We start from the raw sequence: 23,150 nt of genomic DNA, 5'->3' as shown, positions 1-23,150 counted from the left end.
ACTACTGGCGGCGGAAGCGGTTCGCCGCGTCGATCGCCTGGCGCTGCTGCTCGTCGTTGATGCCGAGGTAGAAATCCTCAAGCGCCGCATCCTGCAACCCGGCACGCCTTGAAAGCACATACCACTTGGCGGCCTCGACCGGGTTTGGTCGCGTGCCCAGCGCCTCGATATAGAGATGCGACAGCTTGTTCTGGGCAACCACATTGCCGCGATGGGCCGCAATCCGCAGCCATTCGAAGCCCTTGTCGTAGTTGCGCTCGCCGCCGACTCCGTTGACGAACCAGATGCCCATGTCGAGCTGCGCCGTGTCGAACCCGGCCTTCGCCGCGCGCTCCAGCCAACGGCGAGCCTCGGCCTTCTTCTCCTCGGGCACGCCCTTCATGTTCACGTAGAGCTGGGCCACCGCATATTGCGCATCGGCCACGCCCTGCTTTGCCGCCCGCTCGTAGAATGGCAGCGCCAGCTTGAAACCTTTGTCGCCGGGATTGTCCGACACCAGGATCTGGCCCCAGTTGAACTGCGCCGATGAATTGCCGGCTTCCGCCGCCTTGCGCATATAGTCGTCGGCCTTCTTTTTGTCGGCGGGTACGTAACGGCCGCTCATCAAAAGAAGCGAATACTGGAACATGGCGGCAGGATCGCCGCGCTCGGCAGCCTGCCCGTACCAGAAGGCCGCGGTCTTTGCGTCGCGGTTGATGCCGAGCCCCTTGCTCATCATTTCGGCGACAAGCGTCTGCGACGCCGCGTCGCCGGCCGACGCACGCTTCAGTGCGACATCGAGCGCCTTGACGTACAAGCCGCGCTGGAACGCACCATAGGCCTCGTCGATCGGGCCCGTATAGGGCTTCTCCGGCGGCAGTGGCGGCAAGGTCACGCCCATGCGCTGATAGAGTTCGACACCGGCGGACGGCACGATGCCATCGGGCTGTGCACCGCGTTCGACGCCCATTGCATCCGGCGCGACCGGTCTCGTCACCACTTGACGCGACTGCGCCGCCGTCGGCCCCTCCTGCTCCACCGCACCGGGTTGCTGCACCTGCGCAATTGCCGGATGCGGCAAGACGGCCGACGCCGAAAGGCTGGCGGCAAGCATCAGGACGGTGGATGAGGCGCGACGAATCGATGGCATGGAGACCATCAAGCCTCAAACCGTGGCGCTTTTTCGTCCAGATCGGCGTTGACCAGTCGAACTGCTTCCTGCGGTCCTTCGGGATGATCGAAGACAGCCAGTCTCAAAGCCACAAATTCCGCTCCGTTTTCGGCAACCTCGAGCGCCGAGGAAATGTCCGTGCCGCCCATGGCGATGCAGGGAATTTCCACCATCGAAGCCCACCATTCCGCAAGCGCGACGTTCTTCGGATGCGCCTCCGGCTTGATGTCGCCATCGAGCTTGCCGAAGAAAATATAGTCGGGGCGGCGCTCGCCCACTTCGAGCGCCGTGTGACGCTCGGATGCACCACCGGCGCCGACGATCATCTTCGGGCTGAATTTCTCGATCGTTTCTTCCAGCTCTTCCATCGAACCGGCCATATGCAGGCCATCTGCCTTGACGCGACCTGCGACGCGGCTGTCTCCGGCGATCAGCGCTGCGGCACCCGCAGCCTGGATCATCGGCACCATGAGTTCGGCGCGGTCCTGGAACGCGGTATCGTCTTCATCGTATTGCGGCAGGATCACCGAGGCGACATCGCCGCCCGCAAGCGCCTTCTCCAGTCGGTCCGCCTGCGCTTTCGCATCCGCATCCTGCGGCACGATCAGCACCAGACGGCAACGCTCTTCCTGTTTCTTCATGTTTCTTCCCATGCAGCGAACCGCAACCCGGCGATCCGCACTCGTTTTCTCTTGAATGATTCGATAGACCGGAAGGATTGCGCAATCAACCGCTCATCCCATCTGCCCGCCTCAACGGTGCAAGCCTGAAGTGCCCATGCCAGACATATTTTCCTCCGATACGCTCAGCCTCGCCTTCTTTGCAGCAGCGGTGCCCGCCGTGATGCTGGTCGGGCTTTCCAAGGGCGGCATTGGCGGCGCGATCGGCCTGATGGGCATGCCGCTGATGTCGCTTGCCGTCGACCCGGTCAAAGCGGCGGCGATCTTCCTGCCGATCCTGATCCTGATGGATATCGTGGCACTCTGGTCCTGGCGCCATTTCAACGACAGAAAAACCCTGCTGATGATCCTGCCGGGCGGCGTCATCGGCATCGCGCTCGGCTGGGCAACATCGGCCTATGTCTCCGACGACGCATTGCGGATCGTCATTGCGGCAGCAACCATCTTCTTCGCCCTCCGCTACTTCTGGCAGGTCTACGGCCCGGCTAAGAACCGTCCGGCCGCCGCACTGCCGCATCGTCCGGCGGCCGCCACGTTCTGGGGCGCGCTGTCGGGCTATGCCAGTTTCGTGGCGCATGCCGGCGGCCCGCCCTTCCAGATCTACGTTCTGCCGATGAAGCTGGATCCTAAGAAATACACCGGGGCCAGCATCCGCTTCTTCGCCATCGTCAACGCCGTCAAGATCATCCCCTATTTCCTTCTCGGCGCATTGGGGGCCGAAAACCTGACGATCTCGGCGACATTGCTGCCGGCAGCCCTGGTCTCGACCATGCTCGGTGCCGCGATCGTCAAGCATCTGAAGTCGGAAGTGTTCTATCCGATGACCTACGCGCTCGCGCTCGTTGCCGGCGTAAAGCTTCTGTGGGACGGCCTGCCGATCTGACCGGTCCATCCGAACATCATAAAAAACCCAATTACAATAAGGCCTTCCGCCGGTCGCGAGACACGAAAACGGTTGCTGCTTCGTCAAGTTATGCTTAGCTTCAAACTATGACACTCGATCCGTTTTCAGCCATTGCCGACCCGAACCGGCGCCATCTCCTCGAAGAGCTGAGACGCGCGCCGAAAACCGTGAATGAACTTGCACAAGGACTGCCGATCAGCAGGCCGGCCGTCTCGCAGCATCTGAAAGCACTGCTGGACAGCGATCTCGTGACTGTCACACCAGAGGGAACGCGGCGCATCTATGCCGTGAACGGCAGCGGCTTCACCCGGCTCAACCTGTGGCTCGACCAGTTCTGGACGTGAATTCTGGCCGCGACTGTGACGTTACGACCAGAACTGTTGCTTTTAGTCTTGGAATTTATCGTGCCGCTGTGGGCACCCTCTCACGAATGTACGTGAGGCGCGTGGCGCTTTTGATCGCCTAATGACGGGTGTCGGTCTTTAACCGCTCCACCTCGTCTTTGATGCGCAGCTTGCGGCGCTTGAGCTCTGCGATCTCACGATCGTCGGCGGATGGAGATGCGAGAACGGACTGGAGTTCCTCTTCGAGGTCGCCGTGCTTCTTTTCAAGCGATGCGATATGCGCCTGGACGGTCATGTGGCATGTTCCTTCCTTAGGTACCTGCCTTGGCACTCCTCTGAGCCAAGGCTTCAGGTTTGCAACAGAAGTGTGACACGGTTGGTCCGCTTTGTCGAAGGAGAAATCATGGTCTCTCAGCGGCAAATTCGTGGCGTCGGCTAACTTCCAGTTAACGCGGTTTGATGGTAGGAGCTTGCGGATGAAGCCGGGGTTTGCAAAAAGCCGGCGTAAAGAATGGGGACTGAGCATGCGTGATCAGGAACAGGCGGATAACCGGCTGGTACTCGCGAAACTTCGCCAGGAACACGAAGATTACGACGCCGCGATCAATGCCATGATCAAGGTCGGCTGTGAGGCTCTTCGCATCCAGCGCATGAAGAAGAAGAAGCTGGCCATCAAGGACCGGATGACCCAGATCGAAGACCAGATCATTCCCGACATCATCGCTTGAGTTCACCTTAAAGGGCCTGGAATGTCAGAAAGACCCGCAGTCGCCATCATCATGGGCAGCCAGTCCGACTGGGAGACCATGAAGAACGCCGCCGACACGCTTGATACGCTCGACATCGGTTACGAAGCACGGATCGTCTCGGCACACCGCACGCCGGACCGGATGTACGAATTCGCCAAGAGCGCCCGCGACGAGGGCTTCAAGGTCATCATCGCCGGTGCCGGCGGCGCTGCCCACCTGCCGGGCATGACAGCGGCCCTGACGCCGCTTCCGGTGTTCGGCGTGCCCGTCCAGTCGAAAACGATGAGCGGCACCGACAGCCTCTACTCGATCGTCCAGATGCCGGCCGGAATTCCCGTCGGCACGCTGGCCATCGGCCGAGCCGGCGCGATCAATGCCGCCCTTCTTGCTGCAGCGGTGCTTGCCCTTTCCGACGATGACCTTGCCGACCGGCTCGACGCCTATCGCGCGCACCACACCGCATCGGTCGCCGAATATCCCATCGACGAAGCACCCTGAGAAACATCATGACGATCCGCACCATCGGCATAATCGGCGGCGGCCAGCTCGGCCGCATGCTGGCGATCGCTGCCGCACGCCTGAACTACCGCATCATCATCCTTGAGCCGCAGGCCGACTGCCCGGCCGCCCAGGTCGCGAACGAACAGATCACGGCGGCCTACGACGACAGGACGGCGCTGGCCGATCTCGCCAGCCGCTGCGACGTCGTGACCTACGAATTCGAAAACGTACCGGTCGAGGCAGCCGAGTTCCTGCAGCAGTCGGTTCCAGTCTACCCGCCGGCCAAGGCCCTGGAAGTGGCGCAGGACAGGATTGTTGAAAAGCAGTTCCTCAACGGCTGCGGCATCGAGACCGCAAGGTTTCATTCCGTCGACAGCCAGTCCGATCTCGAAGCAGCGCTTGCAGACTTCGGCGGCAAGGGTGTCTTGAAGACCCGCCGCATGGGCTACGACGGCAAGGGCCAGCGCGTGTTCCGCTCCAGCGACGACAAGGCCGACGGCGCTTATGCGGACCTCGGCTCGGTGCCGATGGTTCTCGAAAGCTTCGTGCCCTTCGAGCGCGAAATCTCGATTATCGCCGCGCGCGCCAAGGATGGCACGGTCTCCTGCTACGATCCGGCCGAGAACATCCACCGCAACGGGATCCTTCATACCTCCACCCTGCCCGCGACCATTCCAGACACGACCGCGCAGACCGCGCGCAGTGCCGCCGAAAAGCTCCTCGCTGCCCTCGACTATGTCGGCGTGATCGGCATGGAATTCTTTGTGATGGCCGATGGCACCCTGATTGCCAACGAGATCGCACCGCGCGTGCACAATTCCGGCCATTGGACAGAGGCTGCCTGCGTGGTCTCGCAGTTCGAGCAGCATATCCGCGCGGTGGCCGGCGCAAGCCTCGGCGATCCGCGCCGTCATTCCGATTGCGTGATGACCAACCTGATCGGTGACGACATCCTCGACGTGCCCGGCTGGCTCGCCAGGACCGACGTGCTGGTCCACCTCTACGGCAAGACGGAATCCCGTCCGGGCCGAAAAATGGGCCATGTCACGGAGCTGAAGGGGCGGAAAACCCGGTCATAAAGTGCGTCACAAGGTTGACACGCATCCAGCCACGGGTTATCTGCACGCCAACCTGAGCGCGCCCCTCGTCGACAGATAGGCGGCACGCTTTCGATTGATAGAGACAAGCGGCTCTTTGAGCCCACAGACTTCTGGACCAGTACAATGAAGATCAAGAACTCGCTCAAGGCGCTGAAGGCTCGTCATCGCGATAACCGTCTGGTTCGCCGCAAGGGCCGCGTTTACATCATCAACAAGCAGAACCCGCGCTTCAAGGCCCGCCAGGGCTGATTTGCGCTGATATCGACGGGTTGTCCGGGCACGCCTGAGACGATCAAATTGTCGGTAGCGTGAAATTTCGGGTTTGACCTTCGGCGCATGCGGATTACTTTATCCGCATGCGCTATTTTCGTTCAAGCTTCGTGATCCTTGCTGTGTGTGTTGCGGTGCCTGCCTTTGCGCAGACCCTGCCCCAGCCCATGCCGCCAACCCAACCGATGCCTCCCGCTCCGCCGCTGGAAAGTCCGCAGCAGGCAGCACCAAATGCCGGCCAGCCTCTCAACGCCAGGGTCGACCCGCTATTTGCGGCGCTGAAACGTGAGCGCAATCCGGAAAAGGCGCGCGGAATCGCCACGCAGATCGCCATGAACATGGGTGAGTCGGGCAGTCCCACAGTCAATCTTCTGATGGGCTGGGCGGCCACGGCCGCCAAGGAAAAGCGCAACGCCGCCGCCCTCGACTTCCTCGACCGCGTCACTCTCATCGATCCCGCCTATGTCGAAGGCTGGAACCGCCGCGCCACAATGCATTACGCGATGGGCGACCAGCGCAAGGCGATGGCCGATATTGCCGAAGTGCTGAAACGCGAGCCTCGCCATTTCGGCGCTCTGGCCGGTCTTGCCGGTATCCTCACCGAAGCCGGACGGGACAGCCAGGCGCTGAATGCGTGGGAGCGTTATCTCGACATCTACCCCGCCGATCGCGAGGCGCAGGAGGCTGTGACCAAGCTATCCGAAAAGATCGCCGGCAACCGAACCTGATGGGCCGCCATGGGGATTGTACCTCTTATCTTGTCTCTCATCGCATTCGGCTTCGGCTTCACGGCCTGGAAGGCGAAAGCGATCGAGGCCAACCTTCCGAACGACGGTGAACTCACCGATCTCGGCGATATCCGTATCAACGCCCTTCATGTCGCAGCACCAGCCGAGGGCGACCTTCCCCCGATCGTCTTCATCCACGGCGCCAGCGGCAATCTGAAGGACCAGGAAGCAGCGTTCCGCAGACCGCTAGAAGGGCGCGCCGAAATGCTGTTCGTCGACCGTCCCGGTCACGGCTATTCCGAGCGTGGCGGCGAAGAGAACGGCTTTCCGGATGGCCAGGCCGAAACGATCGCTCGCCTCATGGATCGCTACGGCATCGAGAAGGCGATCATCGTCGGCCATTCCTTCGGGGGTGCGATCGCCACATCCTTCGCGCTCTACCATCCGGAAAAGACGGCAGGCCTGCTTCTTCTCGCGCCCGCCACCCATCCCTGGCCGGGCGGCGTCGACTGGTACTACAATCTCGCAGCCCGCCCTTATCTCGGACGCCTGTTTACTCGCTTCCTGGCGCTGCCTGCCGGGCTGGTGCTGATGGAGAAGGCAACCCATGCCGTCTTCCATCCCAACCCCCGTCCGGACCGCTATCTGGACGGCGGCGCCACCGCACTGGTGTTGCGGCCCGAGAACTTCCGCAACAACGCGATCGACGTCGCCAATCTCAACGACTACGTCACCAGGGTCGCACCGCGCTACAGCGAGATCACCGCACCGACGCTGATAATCAACGGCGACAGCGACAAGATCGTCTCGATGGATATCCATGCGAAGGCGCTGACGGCCGCCGTCGCCGGTGCCGAACTGGTCGTCATCCGCGGCCTCGGCCACAAGCCGGATTACCTCGCGACCGATCTCGCCATAGCCGGGATCGAAAAGCTCGCAGGCCACCACCGCGACCTGCAGTCCGTTGCCCGCAGGGTCGAGGCGCGACTGGCGCAGGTGGTCGACGAGCCCATGCCGGACATGGATTTCTCGATCGAGAAGACCTGAAACGACAAAGGCCGCCGGATCACTCCGACGGCCTTTCATATTTCGCACTGTTGAAAGCGGGTTTACACCCCACTCTGTCCATCTGCGCCGATATAGGCGATGCGCAGCATGTTGGTGGCGCCCGGTGTGCCCAGTGGCACGCCGGCCGAGATAATGATCCGGTCGCCTGGCTTGCCGAAGCCTTCGGAGGCGACGATGCGGCAGGCGTTGTTGACCATGTCGTCGAGGTCAGTCGCGTCGTGGGTGACGACGCAGTGCATGCCCCAGCCGATCGACAGTCGACGCGCGGTCTTGACGCTCGGCGACAGTGCCAGGATCGGAACGTTCGGACGCTCGCGCGAAGCGCGAAGGCCTGTTGTGCCCGACGATGTGTAGGTAACGATCACGGCAAGCCGCAGCGTCTCTGCAATCTGGCGGGCAGCAAGCGAGATTGCGTCGGCACCGGTTGCTTCCGGCGTCGCGCGCTGCGCATAGATGATGCTCGGATAAAGCGGATCGTCTTCCACCTTGCGGGCAATCGACGCCATCATCGAAACGGCTTCGACCGGATACTGACCGGACGCCGATTCGGCCGACAGCATGATCGCATCGGCACCTTCGAACACGGCAATCGAGACGTCGGAAACTTCGGCGCGGGTCGGAACCGGCGCGCTGATCATCGATTCCAGCATCTGGGTCGCGACCACGACCGGCTTGCCGGCGCGGCGACATGCGCGTGTCAGCTGCTTCTGGATGCCGGGGACCGCCTCGATCGGCATTTCGACGCCAAGATCGCCACGGGCCACCATGACGGCGTCGGAGAGATCGATGATCTCGTCGATCCGCTCGAGTGCCTGCGGCTTTTCGATCTTCGACATGATGCCGACGCGGCCGCGGGCAATCTTGCGAACTTCGGCTAGATCTTCCGGGCGCTGAACGAAGGACAAAGCGACCCAGTCGACATCGTCGGTCTCAAGCACGGCATCGAGATCGGCTCGGTCCTTGTCGGTGAGCACGCCAACGGCGAGCAGCGTATCGGGAAGGCTCACACCCTTGCGGTCGGAAATGCCGGTGCCGGCCACGACGGTGCAGGTGATCGACGTTCCGTCAACCTTTTCGGCCCGCAGCGCCAGCTTGCCGTCATCGATCAGCAGGCGATCGCCGACCTTCACCGATTCGAGAATTTCGGGATGCGGCAGGAAGACTCGGTTCTCGTCGCCGGGAGCCTCGTTATTGTCGAGTGTAAACGTCTGGCCTGGGACCAGCGTCACCTTGGTATCGGCAAACTTGCCGACGCGCAGTTTCGGACCCTGGAGGTCGGCGAGGATGCCGATCGGGCGACCGGACTTCTTTTCGACGGAGCGAATACGCTCGATCAGCGTCCGCATCATCTCATGGCTCGAATGGCTCATGTTGATGCGGAAAAGATCCGCGCCTGCCTCGTGCAGCTTGGCAATCATCTCCTCGTCGGAGGATGCCGGGCCGAGTGTGGCAAGGATCTTAACTTTGCGGTATCGCCTCATCAATTCTGGCCTTCCTGGGATCCGGACGTGTCTGAAAGCTGGACCATCCAGCTGCCCTGACGGCCCGTGTCATATTCCTTGAAACCCATGCGCTGGAAGCCACGGGTGAAGCAGTCGTCGACGCCGACGACCTTGAACTCGTTCTCGGCGACGCACATGTTGACGCCGCCGGTCCAGCGGCCGCCGCGGGCCGCGTCCTCGGCATAGAGATAATAATAGCGGGACTGAAGCTCGCCTTCGATCAGCGTCGCGCAGGTTGATGCGGGTACCTGCCACCAGCCTTCGGTGTTCCAGCCATCCTTGGCACGGTAGCCGATCGCCACGCCGACGAGGTTCTGGGTTCCGTTGCAGACGCGGAAATCCGCAAGTGCCGGAGACGCCATCAACAGCGGCGCACTGACGCAGAGCGCGGATGCCACGGCAGGCACAGAAAACAGGGCGGAAAGATATGTTCTAAGGGATTTTTTCGACACGGTTTCCGTCAGGACTCCATGGTTATTCGTGATGCACTTTCTCGCGCGGCAGGGTTTGAAAGTCAACGCAATCTAATCGATTATATTCTGAACGCCCGCCGGGGGCCGCTTGCCTTGTCCGCGGCGACCATGGCAGGAAACGGCCGAGATATCACCGGGACAGGCTGCGCGAAACAATGGTACAAGCCCCGATGGACAGTGACGACTTCAAACCCTTCGAGATCATAGACGGCGATTATGACGGTGGAATGGTTCTTCTCGCCGATCATGCGATGAACCGGCTGCCCGCCCGATACGGCGATCTTGGCCTGCCAGAAGACGCATTCCGGCGCCACATCGCCTTCGATATCGGCATCGAGGGACTGACCCGCAGGTTGGCAGCCATATTGAACGCGCCCGCCGTGCTTGGCTGCTTTTCCCGCCTGCTGATCGATCCGAACCGCGGCGAAGACGACCCGACGCTGATCATGAAGATCTCTGACGGAGCCATCGTTTCCGGCAATCACCCGATCACCCAGGAAGAATGGGATTTCAGGCTTGCCACCTACCACCGGCCCTATCACCGCGCCATCGAACAGACGATCGCGAGAGCCAGCGCATCCGGCCGGGCGCCGCTGGTTCTGTCGCTGCATTCCTTCACGCCGTTCTGGCGCGAAACGCCGCGGCCCTGGCATGCGGGCGTGCTGTGGGATACCGACGATCGGGTCGTGGTGCCGCTGATCGAGCAACTTCGAGTTCCCGGCGATATCATCGTCGGCGACAACGAACCCTATGACGGCGCGCTCAAGGGCGACACGATGTACCGGCACTGCATGATCCCCGGCATTCCACACACCCTGCTCGAAGTGCGCCAAGACCTGATCGGCGACGAGCAAGGCATCGAGGATTGGGCGCAAAGACTGGCGCCGATCTTCAAGACGCTCAACACCGACCCCACATTGCATGAGTACAAAGTCTTTCCGTCGCGCACCGGCCCCTACCCCGCGTGAGCGTTCAGACAAAGGAGGTCACGATGACCGAACTTTCCAAGGAACAGCAGACCGAGCTCGAAGCTGCAGCCTTCCGTCGCCTCGTGTCACATCTGCGCGAGCGAACCGACGTTCAGAACATCGACCTGATGAACCTTGCCGGTTTCTGCCGCAACTGCCTCTCCAACTGGTACAAGGACGCCGCCGACGAGGCAGGCCTTGCGCTGACGAAGGATGCCTCCCGCGAGATCGTCTACGGCATGCCCTACGAGGACTGGAAAAATCTGCACCAGTCGGAATCGACAGGCGCTCAAAAAGCCGCATTCGAGGGCAACAAGCCGACCCATGGCTGACGCCCACGGACAAGGCCCGCGTATTTGGGCCTTGACCTTGCCGCCGCTTTTCGGCAGGTGACAGCCAATCAACACAGATCAAGATCAGGAGGCCCCGATGTCTGATGCTCATGGCGTCGCCCGCGACCAGCTCCGCGCATTTATCGAGCGTATCGAGCGACTGGAAGAAGAGAAGAAGACCATCGCCGACGACATCAAGGATGTCTATGGCGAGGCAAAGGGCATGGGCTACGATACCAAGATCATGAAAAAGGTCATCGCCCTTCGCAAGAAGGACGATCAGGAGCGGATGGAAGAGGACCTCATCCTCGATACCTATTTGGCCGCCCTCGGCATGATCGAAAGCCCGGCCGAACAGGACGCAGCTTAAACAATTTCGAAGACGACAAGGAACCCGCCGGCAACGGCGGGTTTTTTCATGAGCGCAAGCATCGCATCTTCCTCAGAGACGCTCGGAATCGGTCATGGATTATGATGTCATCGTCGTCGGCGCCGGCTTTACGGGTCTGACTGCTGCAACGCAGCTGATGAAAGCGGGCGTGAACGTTGTTCTGCTCGAAGCGCAGGAGCGCGTCGGCGGCCGCGTCGAGGCGCAGGTTTTTGAGGATGGCACGGCCGTCGATGCAGGCGGCCAGTTCTTTTGCAGCGACATGCCGGAAGTGGTCTCATTGGCAAGAGAGTTCGGCAGGACCTTTGTGAAGACCTATGCCGAGGGCGACACCACATACCTTCCCGAAGTCCCCCGCGGGCGGGCAGAAGCGATCTGGAACGGCGTCGATGCACTGCGCGAGACGATGATCGCAAGCGATCTTTCCGATCCGGCGCTGAGAAAGCTGACGGCTTACGACTGGGCGCAGAGACAGCCGGTCGAGGACGATATACGGCAGGGGTTTCTGCGCATGGTGACCGGCCTCTGGTGCCGCGCGCCGCAGGAGATTGCCTTCACCTATCTCGCGGCAAACGACAGACGCATCACCAACACCACGTCCGAACTCGAGTTGTTTCTCGCCGGCACGATGCATGCGCTGGCCGACGATCTGGCGGAAACACTCGGCGATCGGCTAAGGCTTGGCATGCCTGTCACTGAGCTTGCCATTTCCGGTGGTGGCGTCACGGTGATGACCGGCACGGGAAAAATGACGGCAGCGCAGGTCGTGCTCGCCGTGCCGCCCATCATGGCGCGCCGCCTGTCCTACGCCCCAGCACTCCCGCCGCATCTGACAAGAGCACTGGATGCGTGGAGCCCTGGCATGGTCATCAAGCTCAACATCCGCTTTGAGCGACCCTTCTGGCGAGACCGGGATCTTAGCGGCATGACCATGTGGAATGATCCGCAAGGCCTGTTTGCCTGCGACGCCAGTCGCGACGGTTACGCCGGACTGATCGTCTTCGTTAGCGGACCTTTGGCGGCGGCGTGGCACGACAAGCCCGCCCGTGAGCTTGAAACGTTCGTAATTGAGAAACTGGCGGAGGCGCTGGGCGACGAGGCCAGACACAGTCTGGACATTCGCATGCGGGACTGGGTCGACGACCGCTGGAGCGACGGCGCCTATAGTGACGTGATCACCAGTCTCGACGCCAACGACGCGGAAGCGACCCTGACAACCGGGATGCCGCCGGTACATTTCGCATCGTCGGAACTGTCGCCGTCTTTCCCGGGCTATGTCGAGGGGGCAATCGTCGCCGGCAAACAGGTGGCGGCCAAAGTCCTGAAACTCAGTCCTGGCCGCTGAACCGGTTGGGATCGATGGCGACGGCAGCACTCACAGGCTTGAAGCCGCTGCTGGTGTAACCGGCCGAATAATCACGATCGAGCGTCCGGCTGACCACGCGAGGCGCCTTCATCGAAACCGGGTTCTGACCTTCGGCGCGATTGTTGTTCACCGCCCATTTCGCCACCATGTCACCGGTCAAGCCGTTCTTGCCAGCTTTGGCCTGCCCCTGTGCAGTCGCAGGCTTGCCAGCGCGGCCGCTCTTGGCGGTGCCGTAGCTCGGCATGGTACCCAGCGACGCCGTTGCAGGACGCGGCGCGTCAAACCCGTCGCCGAACTGCATCTGCTTGGTGGACGGCTGAATCACCTTGGGCGAAAGAGCCGCCATCTGGCGCTGCGCAGGCGCGGCCATCGGCACCGGTGCCGACACGGCGACCGCCTGGGCTGGCGCTCTTGCTGGCGCCGCCTGCGGTGCCGGAACAACCGGCGCTTCGACGCTTCGCGACAGCGCTGCCACCAGTTCCGGCGTGAGGCTCTGCTGATCGCTCTGCGGGCGCGATGCAACGAGCGGCGCTGCTGGAGCACCCGGGCGGTGGATCGGAACTGGCACGGAGCCAAGGTTTTCGAATGGCGCCGGCTCTATCGAGGCAGTCAAGACGCTGGTTTCCGCATCACCCTTCAGCCCGCGAGGGCCAAGGAGGGTCGGAACCGGAATGGCGTAACCGGACAGATCGGCGAAATTTTCAGCCCGCTGCACATCGGCTGCAGCAGCCGTCTGCATGGCAAGCGCGTCCTGCGCCGCATTGCGGGTCGGCTGATAGAGCGCCGTGGCAAGCCCACCCGGACCCGCGGTGCTGGAATCGGAACGGAAGGCCGGCCGTGACAGCGGCACAGGCGCTGCAATCGCCGGCTCGACCGGCTCAGCAGCAGCAACGAGTGTCGGTGCAGTCGGCGTCGGTGCAGTCGGCGTCGGCGCAACCCGTGCAGTCGCGACCGGTGCCTCTTCGCCATCGTCGGCAGCCGGCGCGGAGCGCGGTGCTCCACGGCTGGCGACCATTGGTGCCTTCATGTCTTCGTTGTCTTCGACCTCGTCGGCACCACCGCCGCCAAACAGTGCGGCAAGGAACCCGCGACGCTTGGGTGCTTCGCCGCGGATCGAGCCGCCGGCTGTGCTGGCAATCGCAATCGAATCAGAACCAACGCGCTTCTTGTAATCGGCGAGAGCGACCTCGTAGCCCGGCAACGGATTGCCGTCAGCCGGAAGATGCAGCGTGTTGCCCTTCGGGAAGATCTGAACCAGTTCCTTGCGGGTCATGCGCGGCCAGGCACGAACGCCGCCAACATCGAGATGCACGAAAGGGGAACCGGAAGTCGGGTAGAAGCCGACGCCGCCCACCTGCATCTGCATGGCGAGCGCCCGCAGGGTCGAGAGCTTCACGCCCGGAATGTAAAAGTCCATCGCCTTGCCGAGCATGTGCTGGCTGTTCTTCGCGACGCCGGTCTTGCGCGAGCGACCGCGCAGCATGCCGTTTGTGGTCGGCGAACGGAAAGCGGAGACGATGTGGATGGAATCGGTGGCGCCGGAGCGCTGGTAGACTTCCCAAACCAGGTCGAACAGGCGCGGATCCATCTTCGTCGGCTGGTTCTGGCGCCAGTCGCGGAGGAACTGGTTGAGCTGTGCCAGACCGCGCGGATCGAATCGTCCATTGCGCTTGTAGGTGATGGTGGCCTTCTCGCCGGTGTGGACGAAATAGAGCTTCAGGCTGCGGGTATCGCCAGCCGCCTCTGCCTCGTGCACCGAAGCTGGAAGAATCGTAAATGCGATTGCAGCAAGGGTCGACGCCACGACGAAACGCTTGGCGATCCGCTTGAAGATCGACGATCTGATCCCTGCAAGACGACCAGATCCGGCGCCAACGCGCGCCGCACGGTCATCGTCAGAGCGCACACCCGAAGGCGTTTTCTGAACTTTGAAATACGGCAAAGCGTTCCCCGTCCTGTCGACAACTACCCTCGTCGTCTCATCTGACTGCTAAATGCGGTGACAGCATGGCAAATGTGTCACACAAGCACAAGCACCTCTCGTATAGTCAATGAATTGCTAATGAGAGATTGACAAGGTTAGGGGAAGAGGCTTGCGCGAAGATTATCGTCATAAAAATCCCGATTTCGCGCCGATTCAGGCCGCTTCCTTCAGCGGATCGTCGGGATCGATGCCATAATCCTTGAGTTTTCTGTAGAGAGTCGAGCGCCCGATGCCGAGTTTGCGTGCCACCTGGCTCATCTGTCCGCGATAAAATTTCAGTGCAAAACGGATCAGCTCTTCTTCCACGTCGGCCAGTTTACGCACCTCGCCGGTGTCGTCCGTGCTGACGATGACGTTGTCGGAAGCCGGATAGGCGGCCGCCAGCAGCGCGCGCGGATCGGGCCGCATCGGCTGGGTATGCATGGCGGACCGTACCGGGATCGGGAAGCCACCATCGACAACGGCCTCGTGCCGCAGACGCGGACGCGGATCCGTCTCGAGCGATGAAGGCTGCACAGCAGCGCCGGTCGCGGCCAATTCTTCGCTGCGGAATTCCGGCAGCTGAGCGGCAATCTGCGGGAAATCTTCGTCCGTCAGCTTGTCGCCCTGGGTCAGAACCACGGCGCGGAAGATCGCGTTTTCCAGCTGGCGGATATTGCCCGGCCAGTCGTAGGCGGTCAGAAGTGCCATCGCGCTGGCGCTGATCCCGACATTGCGTTCGAGCTTCTGCTCAACCGAAAACCGCTCGGCGAAAACCCGGACCAGATGCGGAATGTCTTCCTTGCGGCGGCGCAGCGCCGGAATGGTGATGGGGAAGACGTTGAGGCGGTAATAGAGATCCTCGCGGAACCGCCCTGCCCGGACTTCCTCGATCAGGTCCTTGTTGGTCGCCGAAATCAGCCGCACGTTGACCTTCTGGACCTTGCCGGCCCCAACCGTCTCGATTTCGCCCTGCTGCACGGCGCGCAGAAGCTTCACCTGAACTTCAAGTGGAAGATCACCGATCTCGTCCAGGAACAGCGTGCCGCCATCAGCCTCGACGAACTTGCCGGTATGACGCTCGGAGGCGCCGGTAAACGCGCCCTTCTCGTGACCGAACAGGATGCTCTCGACAAGATTGTGCGGGATGGCACCGCAATTGACGGTGATGAACGGCTTTCCTGCGCGGTCGCTGGCGGATTGGATGGCGCGGGCCACCATTTCCTTGCCAACGCCCGATTCGCCTTCGAGCACCACCGGAATGTTGGAATGCGCGGCGCGCTGGGCCAGATCGATGACGCGCAGCATGTCCGGGCTTGCCGAAACGATATCGTTGAAGCCGACGATGCCGGCGCGGCGGCGACCGGTGCGCGACTTGGTTTCCTTCTGGCCAACCTTCAAGGCATTGCCGATCGACGCACCGATCCGCTCCGGTGACACCGGTTTGACGACGAAATCGAAGGCACCGGCGCGCATGGCTTCCACCACCGTTTCGATGCCGCCCTGGCCGGTCTGCACGATGACGGGCGTATCTATGCCCATGCTGCGGATGGTTGAAAGAAAGCTCAGCCCGTCCATTTCCGGCATCATCAGGTCAAGCACGATGACATTGACCGGTCCGCTGAGGTTCTGGAGAAAGTCGAGAGCAACGAGGCCGTTCTCGGCGAGATGGGCGACATGTCCGAACCGTTCGACGGCATTCTTCAAGAGGCGGCGCTGGATCGGATCGTCATCTACGACTAGGACATGGGCAATCATGCTCGGCTCCTGCAACGTTCATCGTGCACCCTTGATGGGCTCTTATGCTGCAAGTTGTGTCAGAGAGGCTTGAACATCCCCTTTTGAGAAAAGCTTGCATTTTAACGGCCGAGGGGGAAAACAGTCGGTTCTGGCACAGGATCGCCGTCGACAGGAGAAAACCGTGAGAAATTTCCGTAACTGGCACACCATGACCGCCTCTCCTGCTTTTTCCGGCGCGTCCCCCGCTGCTTCGCCCGCCGACCCCGCGCTCGGTGTCCTGCCAGTCTGGAAATTGTCCGATCTCTACGCTGCCAAGGATGCCCCGGAATTTGTGGCCGATCTGGAAAAAGCGCGCACGCTGTCGCTGGCTTTCGAGGAAAAGTGGAAGGGCAAGCTTGCAGACGCTGCCGCAAAGACCGGTGCCGGCGGACTTGGCGAGGCCTTGTCGGAATATGACGCGCTCGACGACCTCCTCGGCAAGATCGGCTCGTTCGCCGGCCTCACCTATTTTTCAGACACGTCCAACCCGGCAAACGGCAAGTTCTACGGCGACATCCAGACAAAGCTGACGGATCTCTCCTCGCATCTCCTGTTTTTCGCGCTCGAACTGAACCGGATCGACGATGCGGTCATCAATGCGGCGATGGACCGCGATCCCGCAACCGGCCATTTCCGCCCCTGGCTGGTGGACTTGAGAATGGACAAGCCCTTCCAGCTGGACGACAAGCTGGAGCAGCTCTTTCTCGAGAAGTCGATGACGTCGGCCGCCGCCTTCAACCGCCTGTTCGACGAAACCATGTCGGAACTTCGCTTCGAGGTAGACGGCGAAAAACAACCGCTCGAAATCACGCTCAACATGCTGGTAGAGCCCGAGCCGGAAACCCGCGCCAAGGCGGCCGTAGCACTGTCGAAAACGTTTGGCGAAAACCTGCGCGTGTTCACGCTGATCACCAACACGCTCGCCAAGGACAAGGAAATCTCCGACCGCTGGCGCGGGTTTGAGGATATCGCCGACAGCCGTCACCTGGCGAACCGCGTCGAACGCGAAGTCGTCGACGCGCTCTCGGAAGCGGTGACGCAAGCCTATCCCCGCCTGTCGCACCGCTATTACGCGATGAAGGCGAAATGGCTCGGCGTCGACCAGCTGAACTACTGGGACCGCAATGCGCCACTGCCGGAAACGCCGAAAGGCCTGATTTCATGGCCGGAAGCAAAGGACACCGTCCTGTCCGCCTATGGCGCCTTCTCGCCGGAAATGGCCGCCATCGCCGGCCGCTTCTTCGACGAGGAATGGATCGACGCGCCGGCACGGCCCGGCAAGGCACCGGGCGCGTTCGCGCATCCGGTCGTGCCGTCTGCGCACCCTTACGTTCTCGTCAACTATATGGGTAAGCCGCGCGACGTGATGACGCTTGCCCATGAGCTTGGCCACGGCGTGCATCAGGTTCTCGCCGGCGGCCAGGGAGCGCTGATGTGCCAGACACCGCTGACGCTTGCCGAAACTGCCTCCGTGTTCGGCGAGATGCTGACGTTCCGCGCCCTCCTGGAGAAGACCAAGGACAAGCGCGAACGCAAGGCGATGCTCGCCCAGAAGGTGGAGGATATGATCAACACGGTCGTCCGCCAGATCGCCTTCTACCAGTTCGAGCGCAAGATCCATACTGCCCGCAAGCAGGGCGAACTGACGTCGGAGCAGATCGGCGAACTGTGGCTGTCAGTCCAGAACGAGAGCCTCGGCCCGGCAATCCGGATCTCGGAAGGCTACGAGACGTGGTGGACCTATATCCCCCACTTCATCCATTCGCCTTTCTACGTCTATGCCTATGCCTTCGGCGACTGCCTGGTGAACTCGCTCTACGCGGTCTACCAGAACGCCGCACCCGGCTTCCAGGACAAGTATTTCGACCTCCTGAAGGCAGGCGGCACCAAGCATCATTCGGAATTGCTCAAGCCATTCGGCCTAGATGCCACCGATCCGTCCTTCTGGTCGAAGGGCCTGTCGATGATCGAAGGTCTGATCGACGAGTTGGAAGCTTTGGACAAGGCTGTCTGATCAACGGACGGTCAAACGCAGGTCGGAGGGGTTGCGATGTCTGTGAAGGCCAAGGGTCGCGGTGCAAAACCGGTGGATCTTTCGCTGATCGAAACCATGCGCTGGGAGCCGGGTTCCGGTTTTACCCGGATCGACCAGCATTTGCGTCGGCTGAACCGTTCGGCCGATGCCCTGGGCTTTCGCCCGGCCCCGCCAGACCTGATGAAACAGCTCCAGGCCTCGGTCGAAGGAGAGACGCCGCTTCGCGTGCGGCTGGAAATGACGTTCCGCGGCAAGGTCGAGATCGTCGCCACGCCGTTCGCGCCCGTTGCCAAGGATGCGATCTGGCGGATCGGGATCGCGCAGACGCGCCTGCCCTCGGATGATCCGATGTATCGCCACAAGACATCGCGCCGCGAAGTCTATGACGCCGCCCGCGCCGAATTCCCTGAAGACGTGGACGAGGTGATCCTGCTCAACGAACGCGCAGAGGTCTGCGAAGGCACGCGCACCAATCTCTTCGTGGAGCAGGCCGACGGCACGCTGACGACACCGCCGATCTCATCCGGTCTGCTTGCGGGGATCCTGCGCGGCGATCTGATCCGCGAGGGCCGCGCCAAGTCTGGCCTTGTGAAACAGACCGACCTTGCCGGGAAACGCCTCTTCGTCGGCAATTCCCTGCGCGGCCTGATCCGGGCCGAACTGGTCTGACGCGAAGCCCCTACTGTTCCCGGTAGAGCACCATCCCCGCATGATGCAGCACGCCGTCGATGAAGTCGCCATCGGCGGTGAACCCGGTATCGTCCCAATAATCGATGTGATCGCCGGTGACGAGATACCGGCCCTGATACGCGCTTTTGCGAGAGCCGCGTGCTTCATCATAGCGGTTATCTTGCTGCAGCTCGTGGCGGATATGTCCGTCTGCCGTTACCCACATTCCGACGTAGGGATGACTCGCGGGTTGGATCTTGTTGTCCATGATGTCCTCTGCATGGGAAGGAAGCGCCGCGCCGAAAGACGCGGCGGCAACGAGGAGGAGATGGCGGCGGTTCATGGCAGCCGTACCCTTCACTGCGCCCGCGTCGGGCGAACGACAATCTCGTTCACATCGACATCGTCGGGCTGCTCGATCGCGAAGCGCACGGCGCGACCGATCGCATCCGGCTTCAGGGCAATGGCGCGGTAGGTCTTCATGGCCTCGGCAGCCACGGCATCGGTGATGGTATCGGCAAGCTCGCTTTCCACCACACCCGGATGGATGCAGGTGACGCGCAGGTTGTCATGCTCCTGCCGCAAGCCGTCGGAAATCGCCCGCACCGCATATTTGGTGGCGCAATAGACCGCAGCCGTGGGTGAAACACTGAGAGCGCCGACCGATGCGATATTGATGATCTGGCCTGAGCCCTGCGCCGTCATCTGCGGCAGTACGGCGGCGATGCCGTAGAGCACGCCCTTGATATTCACGTCGATCATCCGGTCCCACTCGTCGACCTTGAGCGACGACATCAGCGATAGCGGCATGACGCCCGCATTGTTGACGATCACGTCGACCCGGCCGAATTCCGCCACCGCCGCCTGCGCAAATGCCGCGACATCGGCGTGATCGGTGACGTCAAGCCTGCGGATCGCGACCTTGGCGCCCAAGTCCCGGAGCTCCCGGGCGAGCTCCTCCAGCCGGTCGGTGCGGCGGGCGCCCAGCATCAGTGCCGCCCCGGCTTTTGCCAGTTCGCGGGCGATACCTGCACCGATCCCGCTCGATGCGCCGGTGATGAGAACAACCTTGTCCATGTGATTAGCTCCTTTGCTCTCCGCTTGCCTGCGGATTGCAAGGACCCTATTCCTCCTCCATTGTCGCGATAAGCCGCCCAGTTGTTTCCACAGTGGCAAGGAATTCTAACCAATGCTGACTGATTACAATGCGCTCGCGGTCTTCACGCTGGTTGCAGAAGAAAAAAGCTTTCGTGCCGCCGCCGACCGCCTCGGCGTCACCCGCTCGGCCGTCAGCCAGACGATCCGCCGGCTGGAAGAGACGCTCGGCATCGCGCTCGTTGCACGCACCACCCGCAGCGTTGCCCTGACGGAGGCGGGTGAGCGGCTCTATTCCGAGGTCGCGCCAGCGCTGTCGGAGATGCGCAGCGCCACCGAGGCGGCAGCAAACCTGCACGGACGTCCGCGCGGCCGCCTGAACCTTGCGGTCTCCTCGATTGCCGAGAGCTTTCTATCCGGCCCCGTGCTCGCGTCCTTCGCCGAGGAACATCCGGAGGTGACATTGCATATCACTGTGACCGACGAAGAATTCGATATCGTTGCGGAGGGCTATGATGCGGGCGTGAGGCTCGGCGAAGTCATCGCGCAGGACATGATCGCCGTGCCGGTTTCCGGAAACCAGCGCCAGATCGCCGTCGCCTCGCCGGGCTACCTCAAAGGCTACGGCACCCCGGCTCACCCACGCGAACTTGGCGTTCACCGTTGCATCGGCTGGCGGGCCTCCGTCCATCAGGCGCCCTATCGCTGGGAGTTTTCGCAAGACGGCAAGGAATTCTCGGTCGCCGTTTCTGACACCATCACCACGACCGACATGGCGCTGATGGTTCGCCTGGCCATTGCCGGCGCGGGCATCAGCTTCGGCATGGAAGAGAGCTTCCGCCCGGCGATCGCCACGGGCGAGCTGGTGCCGGTGCTCGAAGAATTCAGCCCGTGGTTTCCGGGCTTCTATCTCTACTATCCGAGCAGGCGGAACATGGCACCAAAACTGCGCGCTCTGGTGGATCACCTGCAAAGGACCAGATGAGTGATGTCAGGCAGGCGACCGGGCGACAGCCACCGCCATGGTGCACCCAAGCGCCAGCACCAGCCAGAACACGACCCACAATCCCCACGCCGGAAAAGCACGTGCCATCGACGCATTGCCGCGCCGGATCCTGCTAAGCTTCGACGGCACCACGATCGCCCCGATGCCCCCGCGCCCTGACCTATTCGGCGACAAACGCAAACCGAATTTCAACATGACATTCCCCTGGTCGTTCCCAGCAGATTTTAGGGTGCGCGAAAACGGTTCCAAGGGACAGGTGCTAGATTTAGCATTATCCACGCAAAACGGACCAACCGAGCGGAAACCACATTTTGGGCGGCCGGCGCGCCGGTCGGGCGAAAACAACCTCGGGACCGTTATTCCACCGTACGCCTCAAACGCGACCCCTTTATTGTGACGAAATTTTGTGATCTAGGCCGGGCATCAGATGCATGTCACACGGGTCCGTTACGCCTGCAAAACGCAGGCTGCGGCGGTGGAAGAGCAGTCGACCCATAGGGAGAATACGATGAAAGACGAGACCTATCCGGTATATGGCGAAATCACCGGTCCGATCGTGATGATCGGTTTCGGATCGATCGGCCGCGGCACGCTGCCGTTGATCGAACGCCATTTCAAGTTCGACAAGAGCCGGATGGTGGTTATCGACCCGCGCGAAGAGCCCTCCGACATGGAGATCCTCAAGAAGCACGGCATCCGTCACATCAAAGACCATGTCACCAAGGAAAACTACAAGGAGCTGCTGAAGCCGCTTCTGACCGAAGGCGAAGGCCAGGGCTTCTGCGTCAACCTGTCGGTCGACACGGGCTCGCTCGACCTGATGAAGATGTGCCGCAAGCTCGACGTTCTCTATATCGACACCGTCGTCGAACCCTGGCTCGGCTTCTATTTCGACAAGAGCATGAAGAACTCCGAGCGCACCAACTATGCGCTGCGCGAGACCGTGCGCCATGAGAAGAAGAAGAACCCGGGCGGCACCACGGCCGTTTCCACCTGCGGCGCAAACCCGGGCATGGTTTCCTGGTTCGTCAAGCAGGCGCTGGTCAACCTTGCCAACGACACCGGCCTCAAATTCGACGAGCCGGACCAGCACGACCGCGAAGGCTGGGCGAAGCTGATGAAGAAGCTCGGCGTCAAGGGCGTTCACATTGCCGAGCGCGACACCCAGCGCACCAAGAACCCCAAGCCGCTCAACGTGTTCTGGAACACGTGGTCTGTCGAAGGCTTCATCTCGGAAGGTCTGCAGCCGGCCGAACTTGGCTGGGGCACCCACGAAAACTGGATGCCGAAGAACGCCAAGAAGCACAAGAAGGGCTGCCAGGCCGCAATCTACCTGGAACAGCCGGGCGCCAACACCCGCGTTCGCACCTGGTGCCCGACGCCGGGTCCGCAATACGGCTTCCTCGTCACCCACAACGAGTTCGATCTCGATCGCCGACTATTTCACCGTCGAAAAGGACGGCGAAGTCGTCTACCGTCCGACCTGCCACTATGCCTATCACCCGGCCAATGACGCGGTTCTGTCGCTGCACGAAATGTTCGGCAATGGCGGCACTCAGCAGCCCGTCCTGCACGTGCTCGACGAGCATGAACTGGAAGACGGTGTCGATGAACTCGGCGTGCTGCTCTACGGTCACGAGAAGAACGCCTACTGGTTCGGCTCGCGCCTGTCGCTCGAAGAAACCCGCCGCATCGCGCCTTACCAGAACGCAACCGGTCTGCAGGTAACTTCGGCGGTTCTCGCCGGCATGGTCTGGGCACTCGAAAACCCGAAGGCCGGCATCGTCGAAGCCGACGAGGTGGACTACAAGCGCTGCCTCGAAGTGCAGTTGCCGTATCTCGGCCCGGTCGAAGGCCACTACACCGACTGGACCCCGCTCGAAGGTCGCCCGGGTCTGTTCCCGGAAGACATCGACGAAAAGGACGCCTGGCAGTTCAAGAACATTCTGGTTCGCTAGGAATCAATGAGGGGGCTCGCGTCAGCCGCGGGCCCCACCGCCTCTCCCGCTTGCGCGGCGCGGAACCCCGCCTCGATCGCGCCTTGCGGCGGCAACTTGCGGCCTCTTCCAGGCCATGACGG

22 protein-coding genes and 4 pseudogenes are annotated in these 23,150 nt (G+C 61.8%); 16 read left to right on the top strand and 10 right to left on the bottom strand.

The genetic code is table 11. The annotated features are described in order from the left end of the window. Position 1: 1 nt before the first annotated feature. The gene (locus ACQY1J_RS07730; RefSeq protein ID WP_062461864.1) at positions 2 to 1,129 is read right to left on the bottom strand and encodes a tetratricopeptide repeat protein; all 1,128 of its coding nucleotides are present in this window, start codon (positions 1,127 to 1,129) and stop codon (positions 2 to 4) included. 8 nt (positions 1,130 to 1,137) lie between these two features. After that, on the bottom strand, positions 1,138 to 1,791 hold the full coding sequence (locus tag ACQY1J_RS07725) for a thiamine phosphate synthase (RefSeq protein WP_062460869.1): 654 nt from the start codon (positions 1,789 to 1,791) through the stop codon (positions 1,138 to 1,140). Positions 1,792 to 1,927: 136 nt separating this feature from the next. Here ACQY1J_RS07725 and ACQY1J_RS07720 point away from each other — a divergent pair, with 136 nt between their 5' ends. Both ACQY1J_RS07720 and ACQY1J_RS07715 read left to right on the top strand, forming a co-directional pair. Continuing rightward, positions 1,928 to 2,713, top strand: coding sequence for a sulfite exporter TauE/SafE family protein (locus tag ACQY1J_RS07720; protein ID WP_113167687.1), 786 nt, complete (start codon positions 1,928 to 1,930; stop codon positions 2,711 to 2,713). Between the two features lie 107 nt (positions 2,714 to 2,820). Beyond that, positions 2,821 to 3,078 carry an ArsR/SmtB family transcription factor gene (locus ACQY1J_RS07715; RefSeq protein WP_062460875.1) on the top strand — a complete coding sequence of 86 codons (258 nt, stop codon included), beginning with the start codon at positions 2,821 to 2,823 and terminating at the stop codon, positions 3,076 to 3,078. Positions 3,079 to 3,196: 118 nt separating this feature from the next. On the opposite strand, the gene ACQY1J_RS07710 is transcribed toward ACQY1J_RS07715, so the two are convergent. Then, on the bottom strand, positions 3,197 to 3,373 hold the full coding sequence (locus ACQY1J_RS07710) for a YdcH family protein (RefSeq protein ID WP_082471995.1): 177 nt from the start codon (positions 3,371 to 3,373) through the stop codon (positions 3,197 to 3,199). A 229-nt stretch (positions 3,374 to 3,602) separates the two neighbouring features. Between ACQY1J_RS07710 and ACQY1J_RS07705 the strand changes: the two genes are divergently transcribed. From ACQY1J_RS07705 to ACQY1J_RS07680, 6 genes are all read left to right on the top strand, one after another. Then, complete coding sequence (locus ACQY1J_RS07705) at positions 3,603 to 3,806, top strand: YdcH family protein (RefSeq protein ID WP_062461867.1); 204 nt, start codon at positions 3,603 to 3,605, stop codon at positions 3,804 to 3,806. A gap of 21 nt (positions 3,807 to 3,827) precedes the next feature. Next, entirely contained in the window at positions 3,828 to 4,325 is a 498-nt protein-coding gene (gene purE / locus ACQY1J_RS07700; RefSeq protein WP_062582383.1) for a 5-(carboxyamino)imidazole ribonucleotide mutase, read from the top strand. Positions 4,326 to 4,333: 8 nt separating this feature from the next. Next, positions 4,334 to 5,407 carry a 5-(carboxyamino)imidazole ribonucleotide synthase gene (locus ACQY1J_RS07695; RefSeq protein WP_092659853.1) on the top strand — a complete coding sequence of 358 codons (1,074 nt, stop codon included), beginning with the start codon at positions 4,334 to 4,336 and terminating at the stop codon, positions 5,405 to 5,407. Between the two features lie 144 nt (positions 5,408 to 5,551). Next, on the top strand, positions 5,552 to 5,677 hold the full coding sequence (ykgO, locus tag ACQY1J_RS07690) for a type B 50S ribosomal protein L36 (protein WP_003497670.1): 126 nt from the start codon (positions 5,552 to 5,554) through the stop codon (positions 5,675 to 5,677). Positions 5,678 to 5,784: 107 nt separating this feature from the next. After that, on the top strand, positions 5,785 to 6,426 hold the full coding sequence (locus ACQY1J_RS07685; protein ID WP_430251104.1) for a tetratricopeptide repeat protein: 642 nt from the start codon (positions 5,785 to 5,787) through the stop codon (positions 6,424 to 6,426). A gap of 9 nt (positions 6,427 to 6,435) precedes the next feature. Continuing rightward, positions 6,436 to 7,473 (top strand): alpha/beta hydrolase, encoded by a 1,038-nt coding sequence (locus ACQY1J_RS07680; protein WP_325263105.1) that lies wholly within the window; start codon positions 6,436 to 6,438, stop codon positions 7,471 to 7,473. A gap of 62 nt (positions 7,474 to 7,535) precedes the next feature. On the opposite strand, the gene pyk is transcribed toward ACQY1J_RS07680, so the two are convergent. Beyond that, complete coding sequence (gene pyk / locus ACQY1J_RS07675; protein ID WP_062460890.1) at positions 7,536 to 8,975, bottom strand: pyruvate kinase; 1,440 nt, start codon at positions 8,973 to 8,975, stop codon at positions 7,536 to 7,538. Beyond that, positions 8,975 to 9,349, bottom strand: a pseudogene (locus ACQY1J_RS07670) (DUF1036 domain-containing protein); the annotation flags it as partial. The pseudogene ACQY1J_RS07670 and the gene pyk, both read right to left, overlap by 1 nt. 275 nt (positions 9,350 to 9,624) lie before the next feature. Between ACQY1J_RS07670 and ACQY1J_RS07665 the strand changes: the two are divergent. From ACQY1J_RS07665 to ACQY1J_RS07650, 4 genes are all read left to right on the top strand, one after another. Further along, positions 9,625 to 10,437, top strand: a complete 813-nt coding sequence (locus tag ACQY1J_RS07665) for an N-formylglutamate amidohydrolase (protein WP_430251103.1) — start codon at positions 9,625 to 9,627, stop codon at positions 10,435 to 10,437. A gap of 23 nt (positions 10,438 to 10,460) precedes the next feature. Next, positions 10,461 to 10,769 carry a DUF1244 domain-containing protein gene (locus tag ACQY1J_RS07660; protein WP_430251102.1) on the top strand — a complete coding sequence of 103 codons (309 nt, stop codon included), beginning with the start codon at positions 10,461 to 10,463 and terminating at the stop codon, positions 10,767 to 10,769. Between the two features lie 97 nt (positions 10,770 to 10,866). Further along, on the top strand, positions 10,867 to 11,139 hold the full coding sequence (locus ACQY1J_RS07655; RefSeq protein WP_062460899.1) for a DUF2312 domain-containing protein: 273 nt from the start codon (positions 10,867 to 10,869) through the stop codon (positions 11,137 to 11,139). Positions 11,140 to 11,233: 94 nt separating this feature from the next. Then, the gene (locus tag ACQY1J_RS07650) at positions 11,234 to 12,502 is read left to right on the top strand and encodes a flavin monoamine oxidase family protein (RefSeq protein ID WP_430251101.1); all 1,269 of its coding nucleotides are present in this window, start codon (positions 11,234 to 11,236) and stop codon (positions 12,500 to 12,502) included. Here ACQY1J_RS07650 and ACQY1J_RS07645 read toward each other — a convergent pair. The 3 genes and pseudogenes from ACQY1J_RS07645 to ACQY1J_RS07635 form a co-directional block, all read right to left on the bottom strand. Beyond that, positions 12,486 to 14,465 (bottom strand): DUF882 domain-containing protein, encoded by a 1,980-nt coding sequence (locus ACQY1J_RS07645; protein ID WP_180215466.1) that lies wholly within the window; start codon positions 14,463 to 14,465, stop codon positions 12,486 to 12,488. The genes ACQY1J_RS07650 and ACQY1J_RS07645 overlap by 17 nt on opposite strands. 195 nt (positions 14,466 to 14,660) lie before the next feature. Further along, a pseudogene (locus ACQY1J_RS07640) lies at positions 14,661 to 14,873 on the bottom strand (helix-turn-helix domain-containing protein); the annotation flags it as partial. 182 nt (positions 14,874 to 15,055) lie between these two features. After that, positions 15,056 to 16,244, bottom strand: a pseudogene (locus ACQY1J_RS07635) (sigma-54-dependent transcriptional regulator); the annotation flags it as partial. Between the two features lie 190 nt (positions 16,245 to 16,434). Between ACQY1J_RS07635 and ACQY1J_RS07630 the strand changes: the two are divergent. Both ACQY1J_RS07630 and ACQY1J_RS07625 read left to right on the top strand, forming a co-directional pair. Next, on the top strand, positions 16,435 to 18,279 hold the full coding sequence (locus tag ACQY1J_RS07630; RefSeq protein WP_113109765.1) for a M3 family oligoendopeptidase: 1,845 nt from the start codon (positions 16,435 to 16,437) through the stop codon (positions 18,277 to 18,279). A gap of 36 nt (positions 18,280 to 18,315) precedes the next feature. Continuing rightward, on the top strand, positions 18,316 to 18,969 hold the full coding sequence (locus tag ACQY1J_RS07625; protein ID WP_062460911.1) for an aminotransferase class IV family protein: 654 nt from the start codon (positions 18,316 to 18,318) through the stop codon (positions 18,967 to 18,969). A gap of 10 nt (positions 18,970 to 18,979) precedes the next feature. On the opposite strand, the gene ACQY1J_RS07620 is transcribed toward ACQY1J_RS07625, so the two are convergent. Both ACQY1J_RS07620 and ACQY1J_RS07615 read right to left on the bottom strand, forming a co-directional pair. Continuing rightward, positions 18,980 to 19,312 carry an Atu4866 domain-containing protein gene (locus ACQY1J_RS07620; protein WP_092659841.1) on the bottom strand — a complete coding sequence of 111 codons (333 nt, stop codon included), beginning with the start codon at positions 19,310 to 19,312 and terminating at the stop codon, positions 18,980 to 18,982. Between the two features lie 14 nt (positions 19,313 to 19,326). Further along, entirely contained in the window at positions 19,327 to 20,046 is a 720-nt protein-coding gene (locus ACQY1J_RS07615; protein WP_430251100.1) for an SDR family oxidoreductase, read from the bottom strand. Between the two features lie 112 nt (positions 20,047 to 20,158). Here ACQY1J_RS07615 and ACQY1J_RS07610 point away from each other — a divergent pair, with 112 nt between their 5' ends. After that, positions 20,159 to 21,049: a LysR family transcriptional regulator gene (locus ACQY1J_RS07610; RefSeq protein WP_062460922.1), complete on the top strand. Its 891-nt coding sequence runs from the start codon at positions 20,159 to 20,161 to the stop codon at positions 21,047 to 21,049. Positions 21,050 to 21,578: 529 nt separating this feature from the next. After that, a pseudogene (locus ACQY1J_RS07605) lies at positions 21,579 to 23,028 on the top strand (homospermidine synthase). The last annotated feature ends 122 nt before the right edge of the window (positions 23,029 to 23,150 follow it).

Source organism: Neorhizobium sp. DAR64860/K0K1 (assembly GCF_050500205.1).
Classification (GTDB): Bacteria; Pseudomonadota; Alphaproteobacteria; order Rhizobiales; family Rhizobiaceae; genus Neorhizobium; species Neorhizobium soli.
The sequence above is the reverse complement of the archived record's forward strand: the minus strand, read 5'-3'. Positions and strand labels throughout refer to the sequence as shown.